At 43.2% G+C, this 16,673-nt stretch carries 12 protein-coding genes; 1 reads left to right on the forward strand and 11 read right to left on the reverse strand.

Annotation, left to right across the window (positions count from 1 at the left end):
• Positions 1–4: 4 nt before the first annotated feature.
• The 11 genes from ACOAOT_RS16340 to ACOAOT_RS16390 all read right to left on the reverse strand — a co-directional run bounded on the left by ACOAOT_RS16340 (position 5) and on the right by ACOAOT_RS16390 (position 15,631).
• Positions 5–2,407 carry a ComEC/Rec2 family competence protein gene (locus ACOAOT_RS16340; RefSeq protein ID WP_420217966.1) on the reverse strand — a complete coding sequence of 801 codons (2,403 nt, stop codon included), beginning with the start codon at positions 2,405–2,407 and terminating at the stop codon, positions 5–7.
• Positions 2,408–2,469: 62 nt separating this feature from the next.
• Positions 2,470–3,456 carry a GerMN domain-containing protein gene (locus ACOAOT_RS16345; RefSeq protein ID WP_420217967.1) on the reverse strand — a complete coding sequence of 329 codons (987 nt, stop codon included), beginning with the start codon at positions 3,454–3,456 and terminating at the stop codon, positions 2,470–2,472.
• Positions 3,457–3,473: 17 nt separating this feature from the next.
• Positions 3,474–4,916: a sensor histidine kinase gene (locus ACOAOT_RS16350; protein WP_420217968.1), complete on the reverse strand. Its 1,443-nt coding sequence runs from the start codon at positions 4,914–4,916 to the stop codon at positions 3,474–3,476.
• A 27-nt stretch (positions 4,917–4,943) separates the two neighbouring features.
• The gene (locus ACOAOT_RS16355) at positions 4,944–5,810 is read right to left on the reverse strand and encodes a DegV family protein (RefSeq protein WP_420217969.1); all 867 of its coding nucleotides are present in this window, start codon (positions 5,808–5,810) and stop codon (positions 4,944–4,946) included.
• Positions 5,811–5,834: 24 nt separating this feature from the next.
• Positions 5,835–7,604, reverse strand: a complete 1,770-nt coding sequence (locus ACOAOT_RS16360) for an ABC transporter ATP-binding protein (RefSeq protein WP_420217971.1) — start codon at positions 7,602–7,604, stop codon at positions 5,835–5,837.
• A gap of 8 nt (positions 7,605–7,612) precedes the next feature.
• Positions 7,613–8,860, reverse strand: coding sequence for a hypothetical protein (locus tag ACOAOT_RS16365; RefSeq protein ID WP_420217972.1), 1,248 nt, complete (start codon positions 8,858–8,860; stop codon positions 7,613–7,615).
• Between the two features lie 152 nt (positions 8,861–9,012).
• Positions 9,013–10,551 carry a 2,3-bisphosphoglycerate-independent phosphoglycerate mutase gene (gene gpmI, locus ACOAOT_RS16370; protein WP_420217973.1) on the reverse strand — a complete coding sequence of 513 codons (1,539 nt, stop codon included), beginning with the start codon at positions 10,549–10,551 and terminating at the stop codon, positions 9,013–9,015.
• A gap of 178 nt (positions 10,552–10,729) precedes the next feature.
• Positions 10,730–11,482 (reverse strand): triose-phosphate isomerase, encoded by a 753-nt coding sequence (gene tpiA, locus ACOAOT_RS16375; RefSeq protein ID WP_420217974.1) that lies wholly within the window; start codon positions 11,480–11,482, stop codon positions 10,730–10,732.
• Between the two features lie 19 nt (positions 11,483–11,501).
• The gene (locus ACOAOT_RS16380; protein WP_104436739.1) at positions 11,502–12,713 is read right to left on the reverse strand and encodes a phosphoglycerate kinase; all 1,212 of its coding nucleotides are present in this window, start codon (positions 12,711–12,713) and stop codon (positions 11,502–11,504) included.
• 87 nt (positions 12,714–12,800) lie between these two features.
• Positions 12,801–13,832 carry a type I glyceraldehyde-3-phosphate dehydrogenase gene (gap, locus tag ACOAOT_RS16385; RefSeq protein ID WP_420217975.1) on the reverse strand — a complete coding sequence of 344 codons (1,032 nt, stop codon included), beginning with the start codon at positions 13,830–13,832 and terminating at the stop codon, positions 12,801–12,803.
• A 128-nt stretch (positions 13,833–13,960) separates the two neighbouring features.
• Positions 13,961–15,631, reverse strand: coding sequence for a Na/Pi cotransporter family protein (locus tag ACOAOT_RS16390; protein WP_420217976.1), 1,671 nt, complete (start codon positions 15,629–15,631; stop codon positions 13,961–13,963).
• Between the two features lie 222 nt (positions 15,632–15,853).
• On the opposite strand from ACOAOT_RS16390, the gene ACOAOT_RS16395 reads away from it, so the two are divergent.
• The gene (locus tag ACOAOT_RS16395) at positions 15,854–16,651 is read left to right on the forward strand and encodes a histidinol-phosphatase HisJ family protein (RefSeq protein WP_420217977.1); all 798 of its coding nucleotides are present in this window, start codon (positions 15,854–15,856) and stop codon (positions 16,649–16,651) included.
• Positions 16,652–16,673 lie beyond the last annotated feature (22 nt).

A 16,673-nucleotide genomic window follows, 5' to 3' on the forward strand; every position in this document is an offset into this window, starting at 1 on the left:
TGTTTCACTCCTTTTCCTTCTTAACATTATACCCATGGTTCCTGGTTCCGTCAACGAAAGTTGAAAAACGGATTCTTGTTCCATCCGTTTCCAGCCTGACTGCTCCGCTCATTCCAGTTCCGAACACCGTAACACTCCGCTCATTAAAACGTTCTAATACTTCTTTATGAGGATGTCCGTAAGAATTCCCCTGTCCATAAGAAATCACAGCCCAGACAGGTGAAACTGCATCAAGAAATGATTCGCTGGATGAATATTTCGAGCCGTGGTGAGCTGTTTTTAAAACATTTACTTCACTTAATAACTGATCTTTCTTTTTTTCAAGAAGAAGCTGTTCCTCCCGCTCCCCCATATCACCGGTAAACAGCATATGGCAATCACCATAGTCCATTTTAAGCACCTGGGATTCGCCATTAACATCTGTGGGTACGTCATCTTTTCCAGGATAAAGGCAGGTAATGGATAGCTTTCCTACCTTCATTACATCTCCCCCTGTCAGATACTGCACACAGGCCCCCCTATCTTCCCCCAGTGCTGCCAGAGATTGTATCATTTCCTCATCCCGCCCATGATAAGGGAGAAATAAATTCTTAATCTGTATGTCCTCACAGCTTTCCAGCAAATATTTTACTCCGCTTACATGATCCAGGTCTCCGTGGCTGACAAATGCATAATCAATCACTGAAACACCAAGAGACTTCAGACATGGGGACAGTGTATACTCTCCCAGAGTTTTTTTAGATGAGCTTCCACCATCAATCAGCACGCATGCCCCTTCCGCCCTGAGCAGAATTCCATCTCCCTGCCCCACATCAAGAAACCATGCTTCGAGCCCTTTTACCGGCTCAGGTAATAAAAGAAATATAGATAATATATAAAATCCAACCAGGAAAAGGAGTTTTCCTGCAAACGATATTTTTCCTTTTTCCGGCGAACTTTCATTTCCTCCCAGGGCATCAACGTTTTTTTTCTCTGCTTCCTTTTCACACCTGCTGAATAATTTCATTATAAAAATACAGCCAGTAAGAAGAAACCCATAAGCCACCAGCGTTCTGATACCAGGCCTGCCCAAAATAATATTGCTCCCCGGCATCTCACCGGCAATGTTTAAAAGAATCTCATACAGAGACAGTATATAATGCCCGGTTCCCGCTGCCGCAGTTCCAAAAACAGGACTTAAAGCTCCAAATGCAATCACTCCCAGACCAGAACAGAGAACTCCGCCCATCAGTGGAATGACCAACAGATTCAAAACCAGACCATAAGGCGGAATCTGGTAGAAATGAAAGGCTGTCACAGGCAGAGTAATCATCTGCACCGCAAAGCAGGCAGAAATACTCCCGGAAAAAAGGCTATCCTTTCCCAGCCACCCTTGAATAAGCGGAGCGATTGCTCCTATTGCAAATACGGCACCGAAGGAAAGCTGAACACCTCCCTGCATCAGGAGTGACGGAGACTGAAAGCCCAGAAAAAATAATGACAGCGAAGCTGCAGATAATAAATCATAGGTTCTTCCAAGACAAGCCGCATAAAATCCCAGACACATCATCAACCCGGCACGTACCACAGAAGGACTTGCACCCGTTAATATACCATATAAAATCAGAAGTACCATACTAACAAGACCTGCACCCCAAAAGCCTGCACCAGCCTTTTTTATCAGCTTATAAAAAGAAAGTCCGATAAAAGACATATGAAGACCGCTGATGGCAAGGAGGTGGGCAATCCCATTTTTCTGGTATAAATCCTTAATATCCCTGGAGATTCCCATTTTATCGCCCAGCACTGCAGCCGTAAAGATCCCTGCATCTGTTTCTATTGCGTCCCGGTAAAGAATCGCCTTACTATGGACTTTTAATTTTCTTAAAAACTCCAAAAGCGGAGACTTCCCCCCATCTACTATAGTAATCTCCTCTGCAAAAAGGGTAAAATCCACCCCCAGAGACTGATAGTAGCTCTTAAAGTCAAACTCTCCCGGGTTTCTTGCCTGTGAAAAGGGCTGTGCCTCGCCCCGCACAGCAACAATCTGTCCCATTCCCAGAGAGTTTAGAGAATCCCCTTCACACTCCTTTAAAGAAACCATGATTCCGGGGGGCTGATAAAGAACCTCTTCCCACTTCCCTTTCATCATTTTTCTGATCCGGTTATTCTTCAGAGTCAGACTGACAACTCCTTTCTCTTCTGCAATAGATGAAATACTGCCCTGTACCTCAGTGTAATAACCTGTGATCTCTAAAAGACGCATATCCCGTTCTCTTAATTGTTCCATCTCAAGGCCTGCACGTGCCGATCCCAGATAGAAAAAAACAAGAGGCAAAAAGACCCAAAGCGGGTTTCTGCCTCTCCTGCAACCACAAAAAATCATCCCGGCAGCAATCAGTGCCGGAATAAAAAGCCAAGATGTCAAAGCCAGCAGTACGGCAGTCTCTCCAAGTACAAATCCCCCTGCAATCAGACATAATGGGCGTTTTATTGTTGTGTTCCTCCTGTTTCTTCTGTTGATTCCTCATTTTCCTTATTGTAATCCAGATTTCGCTCAAACTGCTGGTTCAAAGAAATGGAGTCCCGAAACATCACATCCTGAGAACCATTGACTGTGATCTGAACCTTATTAATAGATGAAACCGCAGCCAGAGAGTTGACGATGGAATAGATGGGGATATATTCCTTTACCTCCAGAGTGTTATTGAGAAATGAGGAGTCAAAATTGATGTAGCATACATTTTCATTAACCGACACATTAATCAGTTTGGTTTCCTTCGGCAGCGTAGGGTTTAATCCCGGTCTGCCAGGTCCTGCGATCAGCTGTTCAATTACCAGCTTTTCCAGGGAAGTATTAATATTATGAACCACTTCTCTTGACTCTTTTACCAGCTTTTCTCCGCTTTCATCAGCAAAATACAAGGACAGCTCTGTCTTTTCAAATGAGTTGACATTGCTGATATTATCAATAAAATCCGTACTCTGCATTGGTCCCACCGGATTTCCGGTGCTGTCCATAAGCGGCTGTTCTGCTGTGTAGATTGCTACGTATGCAATTCCCTTGATCTGAGTCAGGGTTCTGACAAGAGCAGCCCTGCAAAGAATCTCTCTGGTGCTGTTCATCATCGCATAATTATTATCAAAATACAGATACAACACTGTATCCTCCAGCTTATACCGCTCAAATCCCACCTTGTCCGGGACGGCTGCCTGCCGGTCTAAATCCTTGGGAACGTTGCGCAGCTGTTCCATCAGATTTTGAATTTTCCAGTCTGTTTCCTCTTCTGATTCATCCACAGGCTTTTCAGGCATGGTATATGGCTGAGGCTCCATTTTGGTCATGGCCGAATTCAAATAGTAGATCTGATAAAGTTCCCCGCTATCCGTGCTTTTTTCAGGCGCTCTTCCTGAGCAGCCGGATAAAAAGCATACCACAGACAGCAGGAATATCATGATACCCATTCGTGGCTTCATCCCTATCCCTCCTGTTCCTAAGAAATGTATGTAAGAGGAATACGTACAGTAAATGTAGTACCCTCTCCCTCTTTGCTTTGAAGCTTGATCGCTCCCTGATGCATCAGAACAATCTTTTTTGTTATGGATAAACCAAGCCCCGTTCCTCCAGTCTCCCGGGACCTTGCCTTATCCACCCGGTAAAAGCGGTCAAATACCCGTTCCTGGAACTCTTCTGAAATTCCAATCCCTGAATCTGCAACCTTTACATAAAAGAACTTGTGATCTGCATCAAGGGTAACCCGCACCCAGCCGCCTTCTATATTGTATTTAATGGCATTTTCAACAAGATTGCTCAGTGCCAGAGACAGCTTCATCTCATCCACATCTGCCGTAACCTCCCGCATGCTTTCAAAGGTCAGTTCAATATTGCGCTTCCCGGCTATGGGACGAAGACGTTTTAAAATCAGTTCCAGCAGACCGTTAATTTTAACCTGGGCCACATTTAAGTTAGCACCTGCTGTCTTATCCATTCGTACAAGAGCAAGGAGATCATCGATAATTTTATTCTCTCGTTCAATCTCTTCCGAAATATCGCTTAAGAACTCCCGGTACAGTTCCACCGGGGCATCCTCCATTCCAATGAGAGAATCCGCAAGTACACGAATGGATGTAATGGGAGTTTTTAGCTCATGTGACACATTGGAAACAAACTCTTCCCTGGACTTGTCTACCGCTTTCAGTTTCTTTAACGTGGTATTAATGGAATCTGAAATCTGCCTGGTCTCCTTGTAAACACGGGAGATAATATCTTCATCTATGTTTCCTTCTGCTGCACGGTTTAACATCCTCTGCAATTCCCGAAACGGCTTCATTAAAAGTTTTACCAGAAGAACTACCACAATTGCCAGTATGGAAATAATTAAAAGCTGCAAAAATGCCCCCTTATCCGATACAGTGACAATGCGGTTTAAAAGATCTTCCGAAGATGCCGTGATGATCATAACACCGTCAATCTCTTTTTCCTGACTATTGGAATAGATTGGAATTGTGAGAGAAAAATACTTTTTTTCCTGATTGTATTTGCTGCTGTTTTCACCGTTAAAGCACCGGATCACTTCCTCCGACACATTGGTCTTACCTGCAGAGAGGGAAAAGGTATCGCTGATAATACGAAAGCTCTTATTGATAATTACAATTCTCCCGTTAAACATATCCGCTTTCACAGCCATCTCATTATCTAACAGGGGATCTTTGGGATCCATTGTTAAATATCCAATCCTGGTCATCTTATTGCTTAATATCCAGCACTGGTTTTGGATCTCCTGCATTCGTGAATCGATCAGGTTTTGCCGGAATGCTCCCAGCAGAACAGAGCTCCCGACAAAAACCGGAATACTTCCTATAAACAAAAAGACGAGGATCAGAGTGACCTGCAGGCTGATAACGGGCTTTCGGCTGAATAGTTTATCCTGAAACATGGTCTCACCTCTCCAATCTCTGACTTATCATAAATTTAATTTTTTGGTACATGTAACTGCAAGTGCACCAGGTCCGATATGACAGGAAACGCTGAGGGAAAGATGATCCACATGGATGTCCCCTGTTTCCGGAAACAGCTCCTGAAGCTCCCGCTTAAATTCCAGAGCGGCTTCCAGACTGTCTGAGTGTACAACTGCGATATGGGTCACTGCACCGTTTGGATCATTAAAACGTTCATCCATGTCCTTTTTTATGGCTGCAATCATCATGGCTTTCGCCTGCTTCATGGTTCTTGCCTTTGCAAATGCATCAAGCTTTTCTCCCTGAATGGTGAGAACCGGTTTAATCCGCAGAAAACTGCCAAGCAGCGCAGCTGCAGGAGTGATTCTCCCCCCTTTTTTCAAATATTCCAGAGTGTCCAGAGTAATGTAAATGGTGGAGTCCATCTTCGTCTCCTCCAGTTTTTCCTTGATTGCCTGAGGGCTTATCCCCTGATCTGCCATCTCCTTCGCATCAAGAACAGACTGCCTCTGGGTTACAGAGATTCTCTGATTGTTAACAACAAATACCTTACCTTCATAATCTTCCGCCAGCATTATGGCTGTCTGACAGGAACTGCTTAATCCACTGGACATGGGTATGTGCACAATGGCATCGTATTCCTTTAACAGTTCATTCCATAAATCCATTAAATCACCGGGTGACGGCTGTGAGGTGGAAATATCAGCACCGTTTTCCAGCTTTTCATAAAACTCCTGCTGGCTTAAGCTGATATCCTCATAATACATCTCTCCATCCATCATAAATGGCATGGGAACGACATAAATTCCAGCTTCCTTTCCCTGTTTCTGGGTAATTCCGCTGTTGCTGTCTGTAACGATCGCTACTTTCATTCCGGCTCTCCTTTATTTCTCAAATTAAGTATTCTTCTCTGCTTCACTCACAGAGGTATAAAGCTGGTAGTACATGCCTTTCTTTAAAAGCAGTTCTTCATGATTTCCTTCTTCCACAATTCTGTTATCAGAAAGAACTAAAATACGGTCAGCATTCTGTATGGTAGTCAGACGGTGTGCGATAGTCACCGTTGTCCTTCCTTTGGAAAGCCGTTCCAAAGACTGGGAAACCAGCTGCTCGCTTTCATTATCCAGCGCAGAAGTTGCCTCATCAAGAATCAGTACCGGCGGATTTTTAAGGAATACTCTGGCAATACTGATCCTCTGCTTCTGACCTCCGGAGAGTTTTACACCACGTTCCCCAACGTATGTATTGTATCCATCCTTTAATCCTGTGATGAATTCATGAGCGCCTGCCATCCTGGCGGCCGAAACCACCTCTTCCATGGAAGCCCCGGGACGACCATATTCAATGTTCTCAAATACGGTTCCTGAGAATAAGTAAACATCCTGCTGTACCACACCTACTGTACTTCTTAAGCTCTTAAGGGTCACTTCCCGGATATCCTGACCATCAATTAAAATTCTTCCCTCAGTGGGATCATAAAACCGCGGTACCAGGCTGCAGAGAGTTGTTTTTCCGCCTCCCGACGGGCCTACCAGAGCCACCTTTTCACCGGATCTGATCCTAAGATTGATGTGTGACAGAACTGGATTCCGGTCATCCGGATATTCAAACGAAACATCTTCAAAAGAGATCTCCCCGTCGATCTTCGTCAGAGGTCTTGCCCCCTCTTCATCAAATATATCTACATTGGCATCCATCAGTTCCATGAATCGGTCAATTCCTGTCATTCCTCTCTGGAACTGCTCTGCGAATTCAATAATTCTTCGTATGGTCGCCAGCAATGTGCTCACATAAAGAGTGTAAGCCACAAGATCTCCAGGCTCAATAAGACCTTTAATCATAAAAATACCGCCTGCAACGATTACCACTACATACATCAGACCGTCAAACATCCGAATGGTATTCTGGAAAGCAGCCATATATTTATAAGTTTTTCGCTTGATCTGTAAGAATTCCTGATTGTCCCGATTAAATTTCTCTATCTCAATCTTTTCATTGGCAAAGGCTCTTACCACCCTGTTTCCAAGCAGACTGTCTTCTATCCTTGCATTCAGTTCACCGATATGATTTCTCTGGTGCTTAAACGCTTTCCTCACCTGAATGTTAAAATAGGTACAGGATACTGCCATAACCGGAATCAGCAGGAAAATAAGGATGGTTAAGGGGAGATTAATCCCAGACAGTATAATAAAAGAAATCACTGTCTTTAAGAATGCAATGAAAAATTCTTCTGGACAATGATGGGCAAACTCCGTCACCTCAAATAAGTCGCTGGTTATCCGTGACATAATCTGCCCGATCTTGGTGTTATTAAAATAATTATCCGAAAGCTTTTGGAGATGGCCGAATGCATCCTCCCTCATATCCGTCTCTATGGCAGCCCCCATCACGTGCCCCGTATAAGCCATATAAAAACTAGCCATACCGTCAATGATCCTCAGACCGAAATAAAGAGCGCCGATACTTATAATGGTGCGGGCGGTCAGTGCCGATAAATCCCGCAGCCCCTGATTGGTAATATACCGGAGAATCAGGGGCAGCACCATCTCACAAATAGTGGTTAAAGACGCACAGATTAAGTCCATTACCATGATTTTTGTATACTTTTTATAATAAGGCACAAAGCGCCTCAGCAATACGCCTGTTTTCATCTCTTTTTGATTCATACGTTCCTCTACTCTGTTATTCGAATGCTTTTTATCAGTTCCAAAGCCCAGTCTCTCTCCCCCGGCTTTCTGCTTACAATGTTAATATTCATACGCTGGTCTTTATAAAGTACCTGGGCTGATACTCCATATCTGGTTTCTCCCGGCTTCTCCTCCGGTTCATAAAATGCAACCCTGACCTTTGCGTTATTCAATTCAAAATCCAAAATCTCCTCAGGCTTGCCCTGTTCAAACCACTGGGATTTAAACTCCGCTTCACGTCCTGCAAAGACCGCTGCATAAATATAGTAATCATGACCGCCGTAATCTCTGCCGTCATAATAATGATCCATTGCACTGTTATCTTCCTCATCGTATAAGAAATTCCCTGGCAGGGCAAAACTCATATTACCGATCTTACGATAGACCAGATATTTTCTGCAGCCGATGGAATCTTCAATATCCATAAGATTCACAGACTTCATCTCCATGGGAGTATGGGAATCTAGAGCACAGATGTCAAGATAGGTTTTATGGGGAAATGGAATATCCGGATCCATAACATATGCTTTTTCAAGAAGCTCTATAATCCTTTGATTTACATAAACATCCTGAGTGCTCCGCTGGGAGGGCATAAAATAGCAGGACTGGTTTAAAAGCACCATAGCACTGTTTCTGTAATATCTGGCATCTTTTTGAATATCATTCCAAACAAAAAAATCCTTGGCAAATGCCACACTCATACCGGAATGAACCATACCTGCGATCTCTTGAAATGAAAAAGACCGGATGTGGGTAATCAGCTTTCCTTCCTGCCTGGATGGAACATAGTAGATGGCAGGCCAGCAAAACATATATTCCCCTTTTTCATTCCAGCCGGATACTAAATCCATCAAATCGGAAAACCATTGGTAAAAATACGTTTGTCTCATAGCCAGAAAATCTCTTTTTATGAAATAACCGGTCCGGTCCTCTACTCTTAGTTTAAGTTTCTTCTCCCGTGCTGCTTCTTCTAAAAATTCTATCACTGCAGCATGAAACCCGGGACCTGCAATGTTTGTCTGGCTCTCCCCCTGAAGCTTACGCTTATTCCAGTTAAACCAGATATATCCTTCCGGACACAGCTGAACAAGCAGCATGCCTTCAATGCGAAAACACTGATATCCCATCTTCTTTGCCAGGTCCTTTACCATAAGCTCCGCAGACTGACTGTTCCAGGCAAATCCGGAAAATATTTTTTTCTTGGGCTCCAAAGAAAATCTGATTCTTATACTCATCTGAAATCCTTCCTAACATACCTTTCTATATTCTATCGTATTTTTGTTAGAAATGGAAGCACAAAACGTATATGGACAAAGTAATTTTCAAACTTTTATAAAAAAGAAGACCGCCCGGCAGGTTTACCGGGAAGCCCTCTTCCTTTCTTACATTAACGGACAATCAGTGATTTTCCTGTCATCTCTTTCGGCTGTTCCATACCCATCAGTTCAATTAAGGTTGGTGCGATGTCTGCAAGGCAGCCGCCCTCTCTCAGCTTACAGGCCGGATCAGCATTTACCAGAATGAAAGGTACCGGATTGGTTGTATGGGCTGTAAAGGGTTCACCCGTCTCATAATCCAGAAGCTGCTCTGCATTACCATGATCTGCACAGATAAACATTACTCCGTTCATCTCCTTCACTGCATCTACCGTTCTTCCCACACACGCATCAACCGTTTCAATGGCTTTAATTGCTGCGTCTTCAATACCGGTATGTCCAACCATGTCCGGATTTGCAAAATTCACGATGATAACATCGTATTTGCCGGAAGTCACAGCCTCTACCAGTTTGTCGCAGACAACAGGAGCGCTCATCTCTGGCTGCAAATCATAGGTGGCAACCTTTGGTGATGGTACTAAAATTCTGTCTTCTCCCTTATTGGGCTCTTCCACACCACCGTTAAAGAAGAATGTTACGTGTGCATATTTTTCCGTCTCAGCAATTCTTGCCTGAGTCATGTTATGATCAGCAAGGAATTGTCCAAATGTGTTAACAATGGATTCCTTTTTAAATGCAACCAGTTTATTCTTAATTGTCTCATCGTAATCAGTGAAGCAGACATAGGTGAGATTCAGACGTTTCTCTCTCTCAAATCCTGTAAATTCATCATCGCAGAAAGCTCTTGTCAGCTCTCTTGCACGGTCAGGACGGAAGTTAAAGAAGATAACCGAGTCGCCATCCTCTACCACAGCAACCGGCGCTCCGTTCTCTGTCACAACAAATGGCTCTACAAATTCGTCATTCTTCTCTGCGTCATAGGAAGCCTGTATACCAGCAGTTGCTGACTGGGCCTGATTTCCTTCTCCCTTTGTGAGTGCATCGTAAGCCCGTTTTACACGGTCCCAGCGGTTATCTCTGTCCATGGCATAATAACGTCCGGAAACAGATGCCACTTTGCCTACGCCAAGCTCTTTCATCTTTGCTTCCAGCGCTTCCACATAGCTTTTTCCGGAAGCAGGAGGTGTATCACGGCCGTCTAAGAAGCAGTGAACAAATACCTTCTCAAGGCCGTTTTTCTTAGCAAGTTCCAATAATCCATAGATATGGCCGATGTGGCTGTGAACACCACCGTCTGAAACCAGTCCCCACATATGAAGTGCGGAATTATTCTTTTTGCAGTTTTCCACTGCCTGTAAAAATTCGGAAACAGTAAAAAAGTCTCCGTCTGAAATTGCTTTTGTAATTCTGGTCAGCTCCTGATATACGATACGTCCTGCACCCATATTTAAATGGCCAACCTCAGAGTTGCCCATCTGGCCGTCCGGCAGACCAACTGCCAGGCCGCTGGCATTGCCTTTTACGTAAGGACACTGGCTCATCAGCTGGTCCATAACGGGAGTTCTCGCTTCACACACAGCATTATGGTCGCAGTTATTATTTAACCCGTAACCATCAAGGATCATTAATACAACCGGTTTTTTGCTCATAACTAGTTCTCCTTTTCCTTCTGTTCATTCTATCGTAATTGTGCTTATTGCAATCATTGTCTTTCAACACATTATTTTACATGATTTCGTAATTTCCTGCAACCTGGGAATGATGAAAAATTATCAGGAAGCAAAAAGCTGCTCCCTGCCCGAAAGCAGACAGGAAGCAGCAGCTGTGTTATTTCTTATAATTGACAATATCTCCGAATTCCGGTTTTAAGGATGCTCCTCCTACAAGACCGCCGTCGATATCCGGCTGTGCAAACAGTTCTGGTGCGCTGCCGGCGGAAACAGAACCGCCATACTGAATCCGGATTGCCTGTGCAGTTGCTTCATCATAGATTTCAGCAATGCAGGAACGGATAGACTGGCAAACTTCCTGAGCCTGCTCCGTTGTTGCAACCTTACCTGTACCGATTGCCCAGATAGGCTCATAAGCGATGACTGCTTTCGCAGCATTCTCAGCCGGTATGTTTAAGAATGCAATCTTAATCTGCTGGCGAATCCAGTCAATGGTAATTCCCTGTTCTCTCTGTGTCAGTGATTCACCGCAGCAGATAATCGGGGTGATTCCGTACTCAAAAGCCTTTAATGCTTTTTTGTTAACGGTTTCATTGGTCTCTGCAAAATACTCTCTTCTCTCGGAATGACCGATTACCACGTATTTTACACCTGCGTCCTTTAACATAGCCGGTGAAATCTCTCCGGTATAAGCGCCCTTATCTTCATAATACATGTTCTCAGCGCCGATGTTAATGTTAGAACCTTTTGCTGCCTCCATGGCAGGAATGATGTCAATAGCAGGTACGCAAAATACCACATCTACTTCATCGTTAGCTACCAATGGCTTTAATGTATTAACAAGCTCCACCGCTTCGGTTGGAGTCATATTCATCTTCCAGTTTCCTGCAATAATTTTTTTTCTGGACATAAAATAACCTTACCTTCCGTTATTTATTATCTGCTGCTGCAACGCCTGGCAGTTCTTTGCCTTCCAGGAACTCTAAGGATGCTCCGCCACCAGTAGAGATGTGGGTCATCTTATCAGCAAAGCCCAGTCTCTTTACTGCATTTACAGAATCTCCGCCGCCGATAACTGTGGTAGCATCGCTAAGCTCTGCAACTGCACGGCAGATTTCTAAAGTACCCTCTGCAAAGTTAGAGAATTCAAATACGCCCATCGGTCCGTTCCAAACAACGGTCTTAGCGCCTTTTAATGCTTCCTTAAACAGTTCAATGGTTTTAGGTCCGATATCAAATCCTGACCAGCCAGCTTCAATGGTTTCTACCACTTTGCGCTCTGTATCATTGGAGAATTCTTTACCAATCACATTATCGATAGGAAGAAGAAGTTTCACGCCTTTCTCCTCTGCCTTTTTGATCATCTCTAATGCATAGTCAAGCTTATCTTCTTCACATAAGGAATTTCCGATCTCTTTGCCCTGAGCCTTAGCAAAGGTATAAGCCATACCGCCGCCGATAATTAAGGTATCAACCTTGTCAAGAAGGTTGTTAATTACGTTGATCTTATCGGAAACCTTTGCACCACCCAGGATAGCCACAAAAGGACGTACCGGATTCTCAACTGCCTGACCAAGGAACTTAATTTCTTTTTCCATTAAGTATCCAACCACATTCTCAGATGTATATTTGGTAACGCCTACGTTAGAGCAGTGAGCTCTGTGAGCAGTACCAAATGCATCGTTTACAAAGATTCCATCACAAAGAGAAGCAAGCTCTTTTGCATACTCTTCTGCAGCTTCGTCTTTTCCGTATTTGGTCTCTTCCACTCTGTAACGGGTATTTTCAAGAAGAAGAACTTCTCCATCCTTTAATTCCTCAGCCACTTTCAGTGTCTCAGGACCAGTTACCTTAGGATCATTTACGAATTTAACTTCTACGCCAAGACGCTCGCTTAAAGCAGGAGCAACTGGTGCTAAAGATAATTCTGGAAGAGGCTCGCCCTTTGGTTTTCCAAGATGGGAGCATAAAATAACTTTAGCGCCCTGATCAAGCAGTTTTTTAATAGTAGGGATTGCTCCGTCAATACGGTTAAAGTTCTGAATCACACCTTCCTTTAACGGTACGTTAAAATCACATCTTACAAGTACTTTCTTACCCTTTAATCCGGTTAAATCGTCAACTGTTTTTTTATTAAGCATCTTATTGTGCTCCTTTCAGATTATGTTTTACAACATCATAAAAAAACAAAAGGCCCGGTCCTTTCCGACCGGACCCTTCGTGGATCTTTAGCCTAATTCAGCGAAGTACTTAATTGTACGAACCATCTGGCTTGTATAGGAATTCTCGTTATCATACCAGGAAACAACCTGTACCTGATATAAATCATCACCGATCTTGGAAACCATAGTCTGAGTTGCATCGAATAAAGAACCAAATCTCATACCGATTACGTCAGAAGATACGATCTCATCTGTGTTGTATCCGAAAGACTGGCTTGATGCTGCCTTCATAGCTGCATTGATACCGTCTTTGGTTACTTCAGCACCCTTAACAACTGCTGTTAAGATAGTGGTAGAACCTGTAGGAACCGGAACACGCTGTGCGGAACCGATTAACTTGCCGTTTAATTCAGGAATAACAAGACCGATTGCTTTTGCAGCACCGGTAGAGTTTGGTACGATGTTAGCTGCACCAGCTCTTGCTCTTCTTAAATCACCTTTTCTGTGAGGTCCGTCAAGGATCATCTGATCACCTGTGTAAGCGTGAATTGTGCTCATGATACCAGACTGGATCGGAGCATAATCATTTAATGCCTTTGCCATAGGAGCAAGACAGTTTGTTGTACAAGAAGCAGCGGAGATGATCTTGTCATCTGCTGTTAATACATTCTCGTTTACGCTGAAAACAACGGTTGGCAGATCGTTGCCTGCTGGAGCAGAGATAACTACTTTCTTAGCGCCTGCATCGATATGAGCCTGAGAAAGAGCTTTGGAGCAGTAGAAACCAGTACACTCAAGTACTACGTCTACGCCGATTTCTCCCCAAGGAAGATTTTTTGCATCTTTTTCTGCGTAAATTCTGATGGTCTTTCCATCAACTGTAATAGAATCTTCAGAAGCTTCTACTGTGTGAACATTCTCACCATAAAATCCAGCGTATCCGCCCTGAGCTGTATCATATTTTAATAAATGTGCTAACATCTTTGGATCTGTTAAATCGTTGATTGCTACTACTTCATAGCCTTCTGCACCAAACATCTGTCTGAAAGCAAGACGGCCAATACGTCCGAAACCGTTAATCGCTACTTTTACTGCCATAATTCAATTCCTCCTAAGAATAAAATTAAAAGTGATCGTTAAATATTAATCAACTACCGTTTATTCTACCTAATATTCCAGTAAATAGCAAGTCCTTTTTTTATTTTTATCAATTCCTCACAATTATTTTACATTTCATTCTTGACATATCCGGCAAGATTGTAAGCATGATCGGAAATGCGTTCCAGGTTGCTGATCAGGTCTAAAAATACCACGCCTGCGGCGGTGCTGCACTCTCCAGTCGAGAGACGTTCGATGTGTTTTTCCCTTAGCTCCTCCTCCAGGGCATCTACCTCATCTTCATACTTAATCACCTTGCGGACCTCATCCATATCGCCTCTTCTTCTTGCATCAATGGAATGGGAGAACGACTGAAAAGCCGTCTGACAGATCACCTTAAGGTCGGATATTCCGGTTTCAGAAAATGCCACTTCATGCTCCGCCATATATTCCGCCTGTTCCGCCAGATTTTCTGCATGGTCACCGACTCGCTCAATATCGTTGATACTGTAAAACAGGTTGTTGACTATTATTTTCTGCTCTTCTGTCAAAGACAGATTGTTGATTTTGACCAGATATTCCGTCAGCATCTTTTCCATATTATTAATCGTCTTTTCGGTTTTATACACATCTTTTGCTTTATTGACATTTTTAGAAATAACAGCATCGATGGCAAGCTGCACATTTTCCATGGCAATCTGTCCCATATGTACCACTTCCATGGCAGCGGTCTCCACTGCGAATGCAGGTGATTCAAAAATTCTTTCGTCCAGATGCTTCATGGTTTCACTTTCCTGATCAGCGGATTCTTCTGAACCTTTTTTCTCTTCCGGTATCAGCATACCGGACAGCTTAACCAGCTGATTTGCAAAAGGAAACAATATGCAGGTATTGGTTAAATTAAATATGGTGTGGAAAATTGAAATCTGCACTGCTGTTATGTTGTGGTCTGCAATCTTTGGCATCGCTATAAATATAAGAAAAGATGCGATTCCAAATAAGATAGAACCAATGACATTAAAGGAAAGATGAATCGCAGCAGCCCGCTTAGCAGTCCTGGAACTGCCGATACTTGAGATCAATGCAGTCACACAGGAACCAATGTTTTGACCCAGTGTAATGAAAATAGCAGCATTGGTAGTAACCACCCCATTCATTGCAAGGGTCTGTAAAATACCAACGGAAGCCGAAGAACTCTGTAAGAGGGCTGTTACCAGCGCTCCGATTATCATGCCAAGGAACGGATTGTTTCCAAGAACACGGAATGCTTCCGAAAATATGGGCGCATCTGTATAAGGTGAAATTGCATTGGACATGAAATCAAGTCCTATAAACAGCATGCCAAGTCCCACCAGTATCTCACCAATGGTTCTGGTCTTCTGCTTTTTCACAAATAATAGAAGAACCGCTCCGATTCCAACAAGAAGGGGAGCACAAAATGAAGGTTGAAATATAGAATATGCATCTCCCAGCTGATTCATGGAAACAATCCAGGCTGTAATGGTCGTTCCGATGTTTGCACCCATGATTACTCCCACAGCCTGAGTCAGATTTAAAACTCCTGCACTTACAAAACCAACTACCATAACCGTAGTTGCACCGCTGCTCTGGATAATAGCCGTAATTAACGCTCCCAGAAGTACTGCCATAAAGCGGTTGTTTGTCAGCATTCCCAGAAACTGACTCATACGGCTTCCTGCACTTTTCTGCATGCCGTCTGCCATGGTATTCATGCCGTACAAAAACAGTCCCAGCCCTCCCATGAATGTAAACAAACTCGATATGTCATTAACCGACATTGTTACCTCCTTGTAACCAATATGTATTTTTTACTACAGATATCTGACCATGCATTTATCTGCGCCGTTTAAAATAATACCATAGAAAGATTTCATTTATCAATGGTTTTTAAAATTTATGTAAAATTCTGTTTAAATTTGTGTAAAACAGTCTGTTGGGCAGATTGCATTTCCAGTCATGTTTGTTTATAATGAATTTAATTTTTGGAAAAGGAGACTCCTATGCTGCCAGACTATCATTTTCACACAGAATTTTCAGGGGATTCCACCACACCAGTCAGAAACCAGATTGAACGTGCCATTGCGCTTCATATGGATTCCCTATGTGTGACGGATCACCACGACTTTGACGTAGATTCCCCCATCGATTTTACCTTAGACCCGGAAATTTATTTTAACACCATGTGTCAGCTTCGGGACGAATATAAGGAACGAATTGACCTTCGCATCGGAATTGAACTGGGACTGCAGCCCCATTTAAAACAATATTATGACCAGCTGCTGAGACGCTATGATTTTGATTATGTAATCGGATCCACTCACTTCATTAACCGCAAGGATGCTGCCTATCCCGAATTTTTTGAAGGCAGGCGGGAAGAAGACGCATATCTTCAGTATTTTGAGGTGACACTGGATAACGTAAAACTAAAAGATGCTTACGATGCTGCAGGACATATCGACTACATCGTCCGATATGGTCCGAATAAAGCAGCTTATTACAACTATCATGCATATCAGGATATCATTGATGAGATATTAAAGACTGTAATTGAAATGGGAAAAGGAATTGAAGTGAACACCGCAGGTTACAGAAAGGGAATCGGTCAGTCTAATCCATCGGGAGATATTATTAAACGTTACCGGGAGCTGGGCGGCGAGATTATTACGGTGGGATCTGATGCCCATATACCAGAAGATTTAGGTGCAGATTTTCAGACTGCAAAAGAGCTTCTGAAACAATGCGGATTTTCCTATTATACGGAATTCAGAAGAAGAAAACCGGAATTTAAACCTCTGTGATACATCTAAGACAACACGGATT

It is taken from the genome of Lacrimispora struthionigena, assembly GCF_048627165.1.
GTDB lineage: Bacteria > Bacillota > Clostridia > Lachnospirales > Lachnospiraceae > Lacrimispora.